General features: G+C 36.1%; 10 protein-coding genes. 4 read left to right on the top strand and 6 right to left on the bottom strand.

Annotated elements, in window-relative coordinates:
• The first annotated feature begins 205 nt into the window (after nt 1-205).
• Complete coding sequence (locus CD112_RS10435; RefSeq protein WP_002481935.1) at nt 206-409, top strand: YjzD family protein; 204 nt, start codon at nt 206-208, stop codon at nt 407-409.
• Between the two features lie 99 nt (nt 410-508).
• Here CD112_RS10435 and clpB read toward each other — a convergent pair whose 3' ends face one another.
• The 3 genes from clpB to CD112_RS10420 form a co-directional block, all read right to left on the bottom strand.
• Nucleotides 509-3,115 (bottom strand): ATP-dependent chaperone ClpB, encoded by a 2,607-nt coding sequence (gene clpB / locus CD112_RS10430; RefSeq protein ID WP_103364272.1) that lies wholly within the window; start codon nt 3,113-3,115, stop codon nt 509-511.
• 258 nt (nt 3,116-3,373) lie between these two features.
• Nucleotides 3,374-5,227, bottom strand: coding sequence for an acyltransferase family protein (locus CD112_RS10425; protein ID WP_023015798.1), 1,854 nt, complete (start codon nt 5,225-5,227; stop codon nt 3,374-3,376).
• A 301-nt stretch (nt 5,228-5,528) separates the two neighbouring features.
• Entirely contained in the window at nt 5,529-5,837 is a 309-nt protein-coding gene (locus CD112_RS10420) for a metal-sulfur cluster assembly factor (RefSeq protein WP_002481879.1), read from the bottom strand.
• 228 nt (nt 5,838-6,065) lie between these two features.
• Here CD112_RS10420 and CD112_RS10415 point away from each other — a divergent pair, with 228 nt between their 5' ends.
• The 3 genes from CD112_RS10415 to CD112_RS10405 all read left to right on the top strand — a co-directional run bounded on the left by CD112_RS10415 (nt 6,066) and on the right by CD112_RS10405 (nt 8,868).
• Nucleotides 6,066-6,911: a Cof-type HAD-IIB family hydrolase gene (locus tag CD112_RS10415; RefSeq protein ID WP_002481878.1), complete on the top strand. Its 846-nt coding sequence runs from the start codon at nt 6,066-6,068 to the stop codon at nt 6,909-6,911.
• A 104-nt stretch (nt 6,912-7,015) separates the two neighbouring features.
• The gene (locus tag CD112_RS10410; RefSeq protein WP_103364271.1) at nt 7,016-8,338 is read left to right on the top strand and encodes a CoA-disulfide reductase; all 1,323 of its coding nucleotides are present in this window, start codon (nt 7,016-7,018) and stop codon (nt 8,336-8,338) included.
• A 134-nt stretch (nt 8,339-8,472) separates the two neighbouring features.
• Nucleotides 8,473-8,868 (top strand): YisL family protein, encoded by a 396-nt coding sequence (locus tag CD112_RS10405; RefSeq protein ID WP_002481876.1) that lies wholly within the window; start codon nt 8,473-8,475, stop codon nt 8,866-8,868.
• Nucleotides 8,869-9,043: 175 nt separating this feature from the next.
• Here CD112_RS10405 and CD112_RS10400 read toward each other — a convergent pair whose 3' ends face one another.
• The 3 genes from CD112_RS10400 to addB all read right to left on the bottom strand — a co-directional run bounded on the left by CD112_RS10400 (nt 9,044) and on the right by addB (nt 17,243).
• Nucleotides 9,044-9,955 (bottom strand): fumarylacetoacetate hydrolase family protein, encoded by a 912-nt coding sequence (locus CD112_RS10400; RefSeq protein WP_103364270.1) that lies wholly within the window; start codon nt 9,953-9,955, stop codon nt 9,044-9,046.
• Between the two features lie 161 nt (nt 9,956-10,116).
• Nucleotides 10,117-13,776: a helicase-exonuclease AddAB subunit AddA gene (gene addA / locus CD112_RS10395; protein ID WP_103364269.1), complete on the bottom strand. Its 3,660-nt coding sequence runs from the start codon at nt 13,774-13,776 to the stop codon at nt 10,117-10,119.
• Nucleotides 13,773-17,243 (bottom strand): helicase-exonuclease AddAB subunit AddB, encoded by a 3,471-nt coding sequence (addB, locus tag CD112_RS10390; protein WP_103364268.1) that lies wholly within the window; start codon nt 17,241-17,243, stop codon nt 13,773-13,775. Before addB ends, addA begins: the two co-directional genes overlap by 4 nt.
• Between the last annotated feature and the right edge of the window lie 45 nt (nt 17,244-17,288).

Below are 17,288 nucleotides of genomic sequence, written 5' to 3'. Positions count from 1 at the left end.
CTACTTTTTGAATACAAGTGCTTTATTCGTATCCATCATGACATTGCTTACACTATTATAATATTTGAACGCGCGTATCACAATAAATGTGATGTTGTTTCATCTTCTACAACTTGGCTCTTGTGTCGAATTTCCTGATTTCACTATACAAAGCAATCACTCTATTTTATAATTGAACTAAAGATGAAATATGGAGGCACAACAGATGAAATACATTATGGTACTATTCTGGTCTGTTTTGCTGCTTCAAATGGTTAACTTCGTGTTAAACAGTTTAGCCGGCGGCGGAACATTAGATATGGTTCTTCCATTAGTTTTAGCAGTTGTCTTTACACTTGCTATCGTTGCTTTAGACGCACTAATGAAACCTATTAAGCCATCTGCTGCAGAAGAAGACAGTAAACAATAACAGCCCGCATTTCGCATCCAGCAAAAGTTCTTGCTGGATTTTTTTATGTATGAAAACAGCCGTATCAAATGCGATACGGCTGTTTCTTTATATTAATCATTATATTTGTGCTTTTTCTACATCAAATTGTAAACCATCATCATCTAAGTCAACTTTAATTGTTGTACCTTCTGGTAATGATTCTTTAATCATCATACGTGCTAACGGCGTTTCAATTTGACGTTGTACAAAACGTTTTAATGGACGCGCACCAAATTGCGGTTCATATGCTTCTTCACCCAACCATTTTTTCGCTGCGTCTGACACTTCAATTGAAATTCGTTGATCTAATAAGCGGATATTCAATTCTGCTAAGATTTTTTCTACAATCAAGCTCATGTCATCTACTGATAATGGACGGAATAATACAATATCATCCATACGGTTCAGGATTTCAGGTTTGAAGAATTGATTTAAATTATTCATGACTGCTTTTTCTGTGTCTTCTGTAATTACACCTGTTTCTTTCACTTGTTCAAGTAAGATTTGCGAACCAATGTTACTTGTCATAATGATGATTGTGTTTTTGAAGTCTACGTTACGGCCTTTAGAATCTGTTAAGTGACCTTCATCTAATAATTGTAATAACACGTTGAAGACATCAGAGTGTGCTTTTTCTACTTCATCTAATAAGATAACTGAGTAAGGATTACGACGCACTGCTTCTGTTAATTGACCGCCTTCATCATGACCGACATAGCCTGGAGGCGCTCCGATTAAACGAGAGACAGAGTGTTTTTCCATATACTCACTCATGTCGATACGAATCATGTGTTTTTCTGAATCGAATAAGCTAGAAGCTAAAGTTTTCGCAAGCTCTGTTTTACCGACACCTGTTGGTCCTAGGAATAAGAAACTTCCGATTGGACGGTTAGGGTCTTTAATACCTGCACGTGCTCTGATAACCGCATCTGCAACTAAATCAACGGCTTTATCTTGACCTACGACACGTTCATGCAAGATATCGTTTAAGTGTAGTAATTTGTCACGTTCACTTTCCACTAATTTTGTAACTGGAATACCTGTCCATTGACTGACGATATCTCCGATTTCTTCATCTGTCACAATTTCACGGATAATACGTTCTTCATCACCAACTTGATCATCTTGGAACGCATCTTCTAATTCACGTAATTCTTTTTCTAATTGAGGGATTTTACCGTGTTGCAATTCCGCTGCTTTTTCAAGATTATAGTTATTTTCAGCATCTTCTAATGCTTTACGGCTTTCATCAAGCTCTGCTCGTTTTTCTTGTAGTTTCGCAATTTTTTCTTTTTCTTGTTCTACACGAGATTGTAACGCTGCTTGTTTTTCTTTTTCATTTGAAAGCTCTTCTTGAAGTTCTTTCAAACGTTGTTGGCTGACACTGTCTGATTCATGTTGTAGCGCATTTTCTTCAATTTCTAACTGCATTACACGACGGTTGACTTGGTCGAGTTCTGTTGGGTTAGAACCCATTTCTGTACGAATTGTCGCACATGCTTGGTCTACTAAGTCAATTGCTTTATCTGGTAAGAAACGATCTGTGATATAACGATCTGATAATTCTGCTGCAGCAACTAATGCACGGTCTTGAATACGTACACCATGATACACTTCATAGCGTTCTTTCAATCCACGTAAAATAGAGATCGTATCTTCTACATCAGGTTCAGACACGTTTACTTTTTGGAAACGACGTTCTAATGCTGAGTCTTTTTCAATATATTCACGATACTCATTTAAAGTTGTTGCACCGATACAGTGTAATTCACCACGTGCTAACATCGGTTTCAACATGTTGCCTGCATCCATCGCACCATCGGTTTTACCTGCACCGACTAGCATATGCAATTCGTCGATAAAGAGAATAATACGACCGTCAGCATCTTTAATTTCTTTTAAGACTGCTTTTAAGCGTTCTTCGAATTCACCACGGTATTTTGCACCAGCCACTAATGCACTTAGGTCTAATTCGAAGATTGTTTTATCTAATAAGGATTCCGGCACGTCTTTTTTCACAATTCGTTGTGCTAATCCTTCAACAATCGCAGTTTTACCGACACCTGGTTCCCCGATTAAGACAGGGTTATTTTTCGTTTTACGACTTAAGATACGAATCGTATTACGAATTTCTTCATCTCTTCCGATAACTGGATCCATATTTCCTTGTCGGACTTCTTCTACTAAATCACGACCATATTTTTCAAGTGCTTCATAGTTTGCTTCTGGATTTTGTGATGTCACGTGATTTCCTCCTCTGATCTTCTTAATAATTTCTTTGATTACTTCATTTTTATTACCGACGTATGATTTAGTTGTCTCATCAACTTCCATGGCTGCTAACAACACATGTTCCATTGATACAAACTCATCATCATAGTCTTTCATAATAGCTTCTGCTTTATTAAACAGCGTATTGGTTTCATTGCCGATATATTGACCATATTGAATATTATCGCCTTTAACTGTCGCATGGCGTTTTAATTTTGAATCATATGCGTTCGCTAATTCACTCGTATCAATATTGGCACGTTCTAATACACTATTAAATAAACTATCTGTTTCTTTTAAGGCAGCTAATAACACTGCTTCTATTTCTACATTTTGTTGTTCATAGTCTTGTGCAAGTTGAATCGCTTGTTGTAACGCTTCTTGCACGGCATAGGTCATCTTATTTGCATCCATTCTCTTCACCTCTGTTACTCAGTATGCTTGCAAGTCCTTTTGACTTTGACTTTCTTTGACCTTATACATAGTATAGAGCATCGCCCCTTTATTTTTCAACTTATAACGCTTCGTTTCAGTAAATTTTTCTCTTCTTTTTAAGTCATTCCTCATATGCTTTACCACAAAACTTTTACCTATAACAAACTCACTCTAAATATAAGAAAGAACTGAAATCAGCGTTCATTTTCTGATTTCAGTTCTTGTATTCGTTTCTATTTATTTGTCTTTTTTACTGAGACCCATTGTTTTAATGATTTCATCAGATAATGCTTTAACACCTGGATATTCTAAATGAATACCGTCATATGCGAAGTATTCAGGATGTCCTGCAGAACGTTTATACCAATCTACGAGTTTAACGTTTTTATGTTCTTTAGCCGCTTCTTTCATCAATTGGTTAACGTGTCCTTCATAAGAACGCGGCACACGTGTGTTGACTAAATAGATGTCCGCTTTACCGAATGATGCGATGACATCATCTAATTGTTCTTTATTGAAGTCACCATTCGTACCTAATTCAATAATGACTTGGTCGCCTTTTTTATTATAGTGACTGTAATTTTGTTCGATTAATGGTTTAGCTTGGTACATATTACGTCCCACTTTACCATCAATGACTGAATGCGGTACTTGTTCTTTAAAGCGTTCACCAATATCAACCATAACAGAGTCACCGATTAATAAAGGTTTCACTTTATTGTATACTTCAACTTGTTCTTCTGGCTGCTTACCGCCGCCATTGCCTAAGAAATCAATTTTGCCATACGGCACTGGGCGTACCACATATTTATCAATTGAATTTGTATTGAATTGAGTCGCTTTATCCGCAGTTTTATCTTTACCGTAATGATCAAAGACACCTGCTAAAATTACCGCAAACGGAATCGCAATGACTAATAATGCCAGCCAATGAACCCAAATACGTTTTGATTTCGTTCTAAATGACAACATTTTAAAGCCTTGTTTTCTAAATGGTGTTTCAACATAACGATAAGACACTTCGGCCATAATGAATGTTAAAACAACATCTACGACATATACCCATACTGGAATTTGTCCTGCTACAAAGTAGCGATGCAATAATACGATAATTGGGAAATGCCATAAATATAAACTATATGAGCGTTGTCCGATATATACAAATAATGGATTGCCCATAAAGCGTGCTAATAAGCCGCTCGGGTGTACCACACTTGCAATTAAGAAGAGTGTAATCCCTGAAATCAAGTAGAAACCACCGTTATAAATCCAGTAACTTTGGTCTTCTACAACGACAAATAAAGTCATTAAAATTGCTAATGAGATAACTCCCATCAAATCAACTGACATACGTACCGCAAGTGGTGGATCTTTTCTCAAACGGTTCGGCGGCCATAAAAATGCAAGAATGACACCGAGTAATAACGTTTGCAAGCGTGTATCTGTACCGAAGTACACACGCGAGAAGTTCATGCCAGGATGTGTAATCCACACCATTGCTAATAATGAAGCTAATGAGATAATCCAAAATATCAATACAATTTGTTTATGTTTCTTAACTTTAGCCAGTAATAAAATCAAAACTAAAGGAAAGAATAAATAGAATTGTTCTTCAATCGCAAGAGACCATAAATGTTTTAAAGGTTCAAATGAAAATTGGTCGAAATAATTGACATCTTTAGCGATATACCACCAGTTAGAGACGTAAAAAATAGCCGCAATCGCATCTTGTTTAACACGAAGTATTTCATCTCTTTGGAATAACAACGTGAATATCGTAGTTACACTGACCACAAATAACATTGCTGGAATCAAACGTTTAATACGTCTGTACCAGAAGCGCTTTAAACTGATCGTTCCTGTTTGATGATGTTCTATTAATAAAAGACTTGTGATTAAATATCCAGAAATAACAAAGAACGTATCTACACCAAGAAATCCGCCTGAAAGCCATTGTTTATTTAAATGGTAGATAAGAATACCGAGCACAGCAATTGCTCTTAACCCATCTAAACCAGGCATATAGTTCATTTTTTTAGGTTTTTCAGGTGATGCACTGTTCTGAGCTGAACTGCGTTTCAAATTAGTCATGCATTTACCTTTCTTTCTGATTTAAGATTTTGCGTGGTTCATTGTGCTCTATGTATGTGACAGAACACGTGAGTGTCATAATTACCAATTGTAATATTAATGTAATATTCTTGCAATATCAAGATATTTTATAGTTATTTGAATAAATCTTTTATTTAGCATGAGTCGCACAACTCATTTATAACAATTTTGTGAACAAGTACAATTCGGGATAAAAAAACGACTTATCGTCTTCAGCTATTTTTCATTAGCTTTAAACAAATAAGTCGTTTCATTTCTTATATCATTGGCATGATATCTCTTAGCTCACGCCTAAAGCGATTTTCGCATAGCGTGACATCATATCTTTATTCCATGGCGGATTCCAAACAACATTCACTTCAGTATCTTGAATTTCTGGAATTTCTGCAAGTGCCATTTTGATTTGTTCAATAATTTGCGGTCCTAAAGGACAACCCATTGATGTTAGTGTCATCTCTACTTTACATAAACCATCGTCTTCGAGATTGACTTTATATACTAAACCTAAGTTGACGATATCAATGCCGAGCTCAGGGTCAATTACGTTTTCTAATGCACCTAAGATATTATCTTTTAATGCTTCATCCATTATATTCACCTCTTTTATGCAATTATGGTTATTATCAATATATCAAATATCCGACAAAACTCCAATAAAATGCTATTATAGGAATACATTCACAAAAAATGAATCAGCCTATTTATAGACAATGTTTCATATAAGGAGATTGAGCAGTGTTTATACTCAATTCATCCATTTCATGCGTCAAACCGCATTTAGATTTATTTATCAACTTAAGCACAAGGAGATTATACTATGGAACCTTATTTAATTTGTTTAGATTTAGACGGAACATTATTAAACGATGAAAAAGAAATTTCACCATATACATTTAAAGTTTTACAAACGTTAAAAGAACAAGGCCACCATATCATGATTGCGACAGGCAGACCTTTCAGAGCCAGCCGCCCTTATTATGACCAATTAGGCTTAAATACGCCGATTGTCAACTTCAATGGTGCCTATGTGCATAATCCGACAGATGCTGACTTCCCTGTCACACATGAAACATTGGATCCAGACTTGGCCTCAAGTATTATTGACGCATTACGTAATATGCAGGTAAAAAATATTATCGCAGAAGTAAAAGACCATGTCTTTATCGATACGTACGATGAACATCTATTCGAAGGTTTCTCTATGGGCAATCCTAAAATTGAGACTGGAGATATCGTCAGCCAATTAAATGAATCACCGACTTCTATTTTAATCGAAGCCGAAGAGCATATGATTCCAAGAGTAAAACAAATGTTGTCACGTTTCTTCGCAGAAAGTATTGAACATCGCCGCTGGGGTGCGCCATTCCCAGTTATAGAGATTGTTAAACGGGGTATAAGTAAAGCGAGAGGAATTGATAGTGTGAAAGATGCACTCGGTGTAGACCGTAATCACATTATCGCTTTCGGCGACGAAGATAACGATACCGAAATGATTAAATACGCGAAACATGGCGTAGCGATGGATAACGGCTTAGATGAACTGAAACACATCGCAAAAGAAACAACTTATTCTAACAACCAAGACGGTATCGGCCGTTATTTAAATGACTTTTTCAGTTTAAATATTCCTTATCAAGAAAACGCAAACGTGCATTCTTGTTAATATAAATCTTATCAATTCAAGGTTTGCAAGTGTTTTAAAGACAATCTATTATGACACTTTGTATCAACCTTGTTTTTTTATTACATCATATTGGAGGTAAAAACATGACACATATTATTATTGTCGGCGGTGTCGCTGGCGGCGCAACAGTCGCAAGCCAATTACGCCGATTAAATTCAGACTATAAGATAACGGTGTATGAGAAAGATCGCGATGTGACTTTTGCGAACTGTGGTCTTCCCTATTATTTAGGCGGTATTATTCCAGATCGTTCGCAATTGCTCAATTACACACCTGAAGGTTTAAAAGAACAAAAAGATATCGATGCACATGTCTATCACGAAGTCACACATGTTGATCCTTCTAAAAAAGAAGTGACAGTCAAAAACAGAGAGACTGGCGAAACATTCACAGACAATTACGATAAATTAATTTTAAGTCCAGGTTGTCGCGCAAACTCACTCCCACTGGACACTGATATGGCCTTTACACTACGTAACCTAGAAGATACAGATGCGATTGAAAACTACATTAAACAAAATAATGTTAAAAAGGTGCTGATTGTCGGTGCCGGCTACATTTCATTAGAAGTCTTAGAAAACTTATATCATCACGGTTTAGAAACGGTATTAATCCACCGCTCAGATAAAGTCAATAAATTCATGGATCAAGATATGAACCAAGTGATTTTCGATGCGATGGATGAACGCAAAATTGATTATCGACTCAATGAAGAAATTGACACTGTAGAGGGTAAAACGGTGCACTTCAAATCAGGTAAACAAGAAGACTTCGACATGATTATTGAAGGGCTCGGTATTGTACCGAACAATGAATCATTTAAAGGTACTGACATCAAATTAGATGACGATGGTTATGTCCCAGTCAACGCATACTTCCAAACGAACTTTGAAGACATTTATGCGATTGGCGACATTGCCTCTTACTATTATCGTCATGTTGACTTACCAACACGTGTACCGCTAGCTTGGGGTGCACATCGTGCTGCCAGCATTGTAGCACAACATATCGCTTTAGACAGTGCTCCGCCATTTAAAGGCTTCTTAGGCGCAAATGCGGTGAAATTCTTTGATTATACTTTAACGAGTGTCGGTATCTCACCAAACGAATTGAAACACTTTAATTATGGTATGACTGAAAATGAACAATACAACCATGCCAGCTACTTCCCTGGCGCAGAACGTGTCCATTTACGTGTCTATTTCGACAAAGATACACGTCGTATTTTACGCGCTGCCGCAGTCGGTAAAGCAGGTGCAGATAAACGTATTGATGTACTATCTATGACCATGCAAAACAATATGACCATTGATGAACTAACTGAATTTGAACCAGCTTATGCGCCGCCTTATAGTTCACCTAAAGATATTATTAATATGGTGGGTTATAAAGCGCAATCTAAATAATATATATTATTTAGAGAAAATCCATAAAACCATCAAGTATTCAAAAATAAATTAAAAATAATTATAATCATTATAATTAAGCTAAGGTTATATGTTATCATAGATACGGAATATTGAAGAAATGGGGAAATTACATGTTACATTTACACATTTTCAGCTGGGTCATCGGGATCATTTTATTTATCGCAGCTTATTTCAGTTTTAAATCACCCGGTGCACCTAAGAAAGCTTACAAACCGTTGCACATGGCATTACGTTTGTTCTTAGTACTGATCTTATTCAGTGGTGTGTGGCAAGTTGTTGTAGAATTCGCTACTGCAACAGGTAGTGCACATATGTTACTCACATTAAAAATGATTTGCGGTATCGCAGTTGTTGCTTTAATGGAAGTGACATTAATCCGTAAAGAACGTTCAGTTTCACACACAGGTTTATTCTGGGGTACAATTGTTCTAATCATTATCACAATGGCATTAGGCATTATCTTACCAGAAGGACCAATCTCAAGCCTATTCGGTATTGGTAATTAATAAACTATTTAAAGCTCGTCACTACATGTGATGAGCTTTTCTTATTGCTTTTAAACTTTAAGTGAAAATTAATTTTTCTATTTTGGATATTAAAAGACCCGAGTTGAAACAAATTCATTTCAACTCGGGCTTTATTATAATAATATGCTTAATTAAAAAGCATGATGATAATTAATTACTCTTCTTCTTTAGAGATAAAGTTAGTTAAAGTACCGATATTATCGATTGTAACTTTAACTTCATCACCAGGTTGTAAATATTGAGGTGGATTCATACCTGCCCCAACACCTGATGGTGTACCTGTCGCAATGATATCACCTGGGTGTAAAGCAACAAATTTAGAGATTTCTGCGATCAATTCATCAATTTTAAGAATCATTTGACTTGTATTGCCATCTTGACGAATTTCATTGTTTACTTTTGTGACAATATTTACGTCTTCAGGTGTCGGTAATTCATCTTTAGTAACGATATAAGGACCCATAGGGCAACCTCCAGTTAAGCTTTTAGATAAAAAGGCTTGGTCTTGTTGACGTTGTGCTGTACGGTCTGTGATATCGTTAATGATTGTATAACCGTATACATAGTCTAATGCTAAACCTTTAGGAATTTTCTCGCCTGATTTACCGATAACAACCCCTAATTCACCTTCATAATCCAATGTATCTGTAATATCTTTATGGTTAGGAATTGTTGATTCATCACCTGTTAAAGATGATGCTGCTTTAGTGAACACGTATAAGCGTTCTACACTATGATTCAATTCATCCGCATGCTCTTTATAGTTACGTCCGAATGCAATCACATTGTTCGGCGGTGTCACAGGTGGTAAAAATTCTAAGTCTGCAAATTGTACTTTATAGTCTTCTGAATTTGGACTATCTGTTGCTGCGACAACTGCTTTACGCACTTGCTCTTGGAAATCTAATGTATGGTTTTGTTCTAAACCTCCTAATAAAGTCTTAGGATGGAAGTCGCCTTCACCAAAATCTGCGAAAACTTTTCTTAAATCCCAAGCTGCTTCTTCACGTTTTACTTTCACACCATACGATGTTTCATCATTATATTTGAATGATAAAAATTTCATTCAATATCAGCTCCTCATCTCAATCTTAATTTACATTATAACTGTATTTTCAGAAAAATAACAAATATTTAATAAACACTTCCAAATATAGGGAGTGATAATATGAAAATACAAACTAAACGTCTAATCCTCTTAATTATCTCTACCCTGTCCATTTGGAATTAATGCGAAGTGTCATCTAATCTTAATTCACCGTATTGGAAGAAATACAGCGAACCTTTGACTTTCGTGTTTAAAATCGTCTCAAGTGCGGCTTGATAATAGTACATTTGTACTTTATAATGCGCTTTTAATTTTTCGCCGACTTCTTCATCTGTTTCACTTTTTCGTTGGTTAAAGGCGTCAGTTTTATAGTCCACAAAGTAATACTGATTATCTTGTCGGTAAATCAAGTCAATCATCCCTTGGATAATAGAAACATCTTCATTTTGATCCATTTCGTGATCAACTTTACTTTGGTTAACCACAAAAGGTACTTCGCGCATAATCTGATCACTTTGCGCAATCTTCATATAAAGATCACTATTGATGAATTTAACAACTTCTTTCATACGAATGTCTTGTTTCGCATCATCTTCGATAATATTCTTCTCAATCAAATGATCAATATATTGATCTAATTCATCTTCAGTCATACGCTCAGTTTTAAACGGTAAATGCTGCATCACTGTATGCATCAATGTTCCGATTTCATTAGCTTTACGTTTTTGATGTTGACGTAAAAATTGTGGACGTTCATAAGTCGAAGCACCTAAACGGTATTGGCGGACACGTTCATAACTTGTGCCGCTTTCTTCTGTTTCTAACTGACGTTTCAATTCAGATACAGATTGTTTCGTCGGTTTGACCATATCTTTTTGATATGGATATTCAAACGCTAATTGTTGTTCAATTTGACGTTCTACTTCTGGTTGACCAGACTGATAATCAATAATATCTGCCACCGTACGATAATCCTCTTTGTCTTCTTCTGTTTCATCTGGTTTGATATCACCATAATCATCGATTTGAATTTCTACTTTAGGTTGAAGCGGTAATGCTAAATCATTAATATCTTGTTCAAACTTCAAATCATTAGTAATACTGTGAGATTGATATTTCGCATAAATCGGATAAATCAGTTCAAATGGCGTTTTCGCACTCAAACGGTAACTAACAGGCAATTTATCTCCTGCAATTGCTGTACCAACCATTTTATCTAATGCTTGTTCGCTCTTCACACGTCCAATTAAGAATAATTGCTCTTTGGCTCTTGTTAAGGCTACATACATTAAACGCATTTCTTCAGAAATGATTTCATTTTCATTAATGGCTTTAAGTGTCACAGAGGCAAGTGATGGGAACGTGATATCTAGTTCAGTATCAAAGTAAGTCAAACCTAATCCGTATTTTTGATTTAAAATCACTGGTTGACTTAAATCCTGTTTATTAAACTGTTTACTTAATCCAGAATAAATCACAAATGGGAACTCTAAACCTTTACTAGAGTGAATGGTCATCATACGTACCACATCATCATTCGGACCAACGACATTCTCTTCACCGAAGTCTTGACCTCTTTCAATTAATTCATCAATAAATCGAATAAACTGGAAGAGTCCTCTGAAGCTGGATTTCTCGAATTCTACAGCTTTATTGAATAAACCATAAAGGTTTGCACGTCTGCCTTTACCGCCGATTAAACCACTGAAATATTGAATCACAAAGCGATCATTGTAGAAGCGGTCAATCAATTGATAGACCGGATGTTTTAAACTGAACGCTTGATAAAATGCTAAATCATCTAAGAAGCCTTGAAGTTTTTGAACTAAGCGCACATCCGCTTCTTCACTCTGCATATAATGCTGAATCGATTGATAGAAATAATCATCATTCGGACTGACAATACGAATACTTGCGAGTTCATCTTCTGTAAATTGATAGATAACAGAACGCATCAGACCGACTAAATAGATGTCTTGAAGCGGGTTATCTACCGTTCTTAAGAAAGATAAGACCAGTCTGACTTCAGTTTGTTCAAAGTACCCTTCTTTACTATTTACATGAAACGGAATATCTCGGTCTTTAAACACCTGCTGCAATGCACGAGAACGACTATATCCACGCTCTAAAATCACAATATCTTTATACGTCGGTTTACGATAAGTCTTGTTCTTAATGTCATAGACTTCATGTTGATTTAAAATGGTTTCAACTTGATCTGCAATATATTCCGCTTCTTGTTCATCACCTGTAAGTTCAGATTCTGCTTCTTCTACTAAAACATTTAAATGTAATGGATGCGGTCTATCATCAAACGGTGCACCGAAATACAATTGTGCCGCTTCATCGTAAACAATCTCACCGACTGCTTCATCCATCATATGCTTAAACAAATAGTTGGTTGTAGATAATACTTCAGGTCTAGAACGGAAGTTTTGCGATAAATCAATGCGCATGCCAGAACTGCCATCTATATTGAAACGATTGTATTTTTCAATAAACAAACTAGGATCCGCTTGTCTGAACTTATAAATCGATTGTTTCACGTCACCAACCATGAAGAGGTTGCCATTTGTTTCGTCGCCGCGTTTCAAACAACTTAAAATCTGTTCTTGTACGCGGTTGGTATCTTGATACTCGTCCACTAAGATTTCGTCGAAGCGGTCACGGTAATGACATGCAATTTCAGTCGGATTCCCTGCTTCATCCATTAAAATTTGCAACGCAAAGTGTTCATAGTCAGAGAAATCTAAGATATTACGACTACGCTTTTTGAGGCTGAACTGTTCAATCACATCTTGTGTAATTTGTGCTAATACCGCTACTCTAGGTGCTAGCGTCTGCATATCTGCTTTTAAATCTTCTGCTGAACGTGAGAAATAATCTTTTTTCACTTTCTCAACTGCTGCTTTATAGTCATCATAATATGATTTCGCGAGTTTTAGGCCGTCTTCAAAGCCTTCATTCGCTTCTTTAAGCTTCTTGGTAATACTTGGAAAACGCTTTGGCAATTGATGTTCACTGATTAACTCAGTATTTAAAACATCCCCTTCCATAGCACGTGCTAAAAACGCACGCTCACCTTCAACCACTTCTAAATGTTTTTCAACACCTGCGAATTCATGGTATAAGTCGTAACTCTTATTTAAATTTTCAAGTGCCGTATACATATAGACTTTCGCAATATTGATTAATAAGGCCAAGTACTCATCTTGAGTGTCAGTATTGTTATAAGGCTCCACTAATGATGACAGCCAAGCCATCGGTTGTGGATTCGCAAATGAGAAATAATACAGATTCTTAATGATTTTTCTGAACTTGTCATCACTTCTATCAGAAGATAAATGTTCTGTTAAATCAATAAAGGCTGGATCTAACGCATCATAATATTGTTCTAACACTTCATCTATAGTTTGTTCTAAGAGTAAGATGTTTTCAGCCTCGCTGCTGGTTCTGAAATTCGGATCAATTTCTAGCACATCATAATGTTGCTGGATAAGTTTTAAACAAAAACTATGCAACGTCGAAATTTGAGCTTGATGAATTTTAACGCGTTGATTTTTCAAGTGTGTATTACTTGGATTTTCTAAAGATGCTTGTTGGATACGTTGTTCGACGCGGTGCTTCATCTCACGTGCACTTAAATTGGTAAACGTCACAACTAATAAACGGTCAACATCAACCTCATCACGTAAGATACGTTGAATAATTCTTTCAACCAATACAGCCGTTTTACCAGAACCCGCTGCAGCTGCTACTAAAGTATCTTGGCCTTTCGCGTAAATACTTTTCCATTGGCCGTCTGTCCAAATCACATCATTCGGTTTTTCTGGTATCATGCGTCATCCTCCTCTTCTTCTGATGCTACTTTCAATAATTCTATCGGGTTAATCGTTTCATCTACTGTACGATAACGTTTACTGTCAATCATGCCGTCCACATGACACACGGAACGATAATTACAAAAACGACACGGTAATTTTTGATCATATTTCATCGGAGCGACCTCCGTATGGCCATCCATAATATCAGACGCAATTTGTGTGAAGTTCTGTTTATTATGTTCAATAAATTTATAAATTGTATCTGTATCTGCGACTGGATTGCTTTTACCTAATGCGCCGCTTTTCAACATATTCAACGGAACAATATCAGAAGTAAATTGAGGTTCTAAGCGTGAATCTTCTGCCTCAATCACATCTGGATCATTGTTGACCAAGCCGCTTAATCTAAAGGATTTCAATAATTCTTTTTGACGTTTCTCTTCATCAATATCTGCCCAATTTGAGAACTTTACACGTGGTTCATGGACATGGAAATAAAGTAAGCCGCCAGGTTCAGTTTGTGCTGCTAAGTTTAGTCTTTCTTTATTTTGAAGCACGACATCCATATACGTCATCATCTGCATTTGGAGTCCATAATACACTTTAGTTAAATCTAATTCTGAACTGCCTTCTGATGACTTGTAGTCGATAATATTCACAAAACTGCGGTCTTGGTTCGTATACGTGTCAATACGGTCGATTTGGCCACGGATATTAATCGGTATGCCTTGTGTAGTATATAACGCTTCTGCTTGAAGCTGATCTGGATTTTTCGGTTTTCTTCTAAATGATTTTTCAAACGCTTGAGGTCTGAATTTAGAGAAACTGCCTTGGTATTTCAACGCAGTCAATGTAGATTGAACAATCGCACCGATACGTTGAGACATATAACGATAATGCGCAGTAGAATTCAATAGATTGTATTGCACTGTCGGCAATATTTGTTCTAAAGCTTCTGTTGTTAATTGACGTATCTGTTGATTTGTCAGGTTTTTGAAATCCCCTTGAACTTTATCCGCAATATATTTTAAAACTGCATGGAAGATATCTCCTAAATCAAAGTTCTCTAGTTTATATTTTGTACGTTCGTTCAAGCGTAAACCATGAGAAGCATAGTGTTTGAACGGACAATTTTGGTAACCTTCAAAACGCGATACACTGGCATTAATAGTTGACCCATACAAATCTTTTGTTTGTGTTTCATTCAGTTGTACGGTTTTATTATCATACGTCAATGCAGATGTCAGATAGTTTAAACCTTGTTTCAGTTTATCGTGATGCAGCATTGCTTGATACGCATCTAACCAAGACTCTGCGGTTAATTCATGATGCAACCAACTTTGAAGAGCTTCAAATAGATTGATTTTTGTTTGATGTGGGTGTTCCATTAACGTTAATGGATTTTGTTGTGCAATAAAGGCGATATTTTGTACCTCTAAATTCGTATATAAATCTTTGATACTTTGGATAAATGGACTTGCTTCTTTTTCATCATTATTTAAGCCCATTAAGCTGTATGAAAATGTCACATAAGTAGTTGCACGTGTCATCGCAATATAGCACACAAAGGCTTCATCCATTTGTAAGATATCTGCTGTCGGACTCAGTTCTAATTGCGTTTCTTCTTGGAAGTATTTTTTCTCTTCATCACTGATTAAGCTTGAATTAGAGATCGCTTGGGGCATAATGCCATCATTCATACCCACAATATAGACATGCGTTTTATTATCTACTTTTGCTAAGTCCATCGTACCGATAGACACTTGGTCTAAAGTTTGTGGAATCATCACAAATTCTAATTGTTCTAAGCCGACATCGAATAATTCTAAGAAGCGTTTTTGTGACATTTCAGTATCTCCAAAGACTGTCGCAAGATCATCTAATGTTTGAATCAAACCATTCCAAACTTGATCAAGTTCTTCAGCTTGTTGATGTTTGCCTGCTAAATCCAACTCATCACGTTCAGTCATTAATTGACTCGGTAAATTAAAGGCTTCGCATACTTTATAGAAAGCAGCCGCAAATTCTACTGCGGTATGTGCTTCACTTAAAGCTTGTTCAAATTTTAAAATATGATGCATCACAAAATCTTTTAAATCAATGACACGACGATACACTTCTTCTGTTTCTTCTGTCATCGGTTGGCGCTTTAAGCCCATTTGATTAAATTGTTCGATTTTGAAGTAGCTGTCATCTATCCAACGCTTTCCATAAATACCTCTTTCTAAGACAAAGTTTTCTAAGATATCTGTAAGGTAACGGCTATCTTCGTATTTACGTGTCAGCACTTGTGTTTTAAATAAGCGCATCAATGGTTCAAAACTCCATTTTGTTTCGATAACTTCAATGAGTGAACGTAGCATCTCCATCACTGGATGATGCGTCATAGATTTTTTTGTATCAATATTAAATGGAATATCGTATTCAGGCATGACACTTTCCATTAAATGCGCGTAGGCTTCATCACGGTAGAGAATAGCGACGTCTTGGAAGCGAATATTTTCTTCACGTGCTTTACGAATAATATCTCGCGCAATCGCATTCACTTCTTCACGTACATTAGAAGCTTCTAAAATATTAACGTGTCCATTGTTTGGTTGCGGATTAACTTGAAGTGCGTCAAATTGTGTTTCTAATTGGTTTAAATCTGAATTGTCGAAACGATATTGTGTCGTAAACAGACGTTGGTTCAAGTTAATATTTAATCGATACGCAATCTCTTCTAAATGCGTTAATACAGATGATGTCTTTCTAAATAAACTAAATGGGTCTTTATTGCCATCAGTTGTCAGTAAAACATTTACAGACTTGGCATGTTTAACTAATGTTTCAATCATTAAATACTCAAGTGTTGAGAAGTTATGGAAACCATCTATGTATATCTCAGCATGTTTTAACCACTCAGAGTTTTCCATACATTCTACAAACTTATAAAGTGTATCTTCTGAAGAAACAAAGTTGCCTTTTAATCGTTCTTCTAAATGATGATAAACTAACGCAATATCATGCAGCTTATCTTGTGTTCTCGGTTGAAGCTGATTTTCAGCGATAAATAAATCTAATTGGTCAGGTGTGACCGCATACTTTTTAAAGTCTTGGATTTGTTCTGTCAATTTAGAACTGAAACCATAATACTTAACTTGCGATTGGTATAAATTTAATGATTTACGTTGGTCTTGCAAGATATCAAAGACCATCATTTCCATAGCACCTTTTGAAACGTAATCTTCTGTCAGACCACCGATTTCTTGAAAGATTCTATGACTGAGTCGTTCAAAGTGAAGGACTTCTGCACGTAAACTCCCGTTTAACTCTGGATCTTTCACAAAGTCTTGTTCAATTTGGAATGTACTTTGCGTCGGCGCAATGATAATAATCGGATCACCTAAAGGATCTTGTTTCATTTTTTGTTTGATTTCGTCTAACATCGCATGGGATTTTCCAGTTCCCGCACGACCGATATATGCGTTAAATTCAGTCACCTTTCTCACCTCTTTGTCATTTATTGTAGCACATATGTTCTCATA

It is taken from the genome of Staphylococcus simulans (assembly GCF_002902285.1).
Lineage (GTDB): Bacteria > Bacillota > Bacilli > Staphylococcales > Staphylococcaceae > Staphylococcus > Staphylococcus simulans.
The sequence above is the reverse complement of the archived record's forward strand: the minus strand, read 5'-3'. Positions and strand labels throughout refer to the sequence as shown.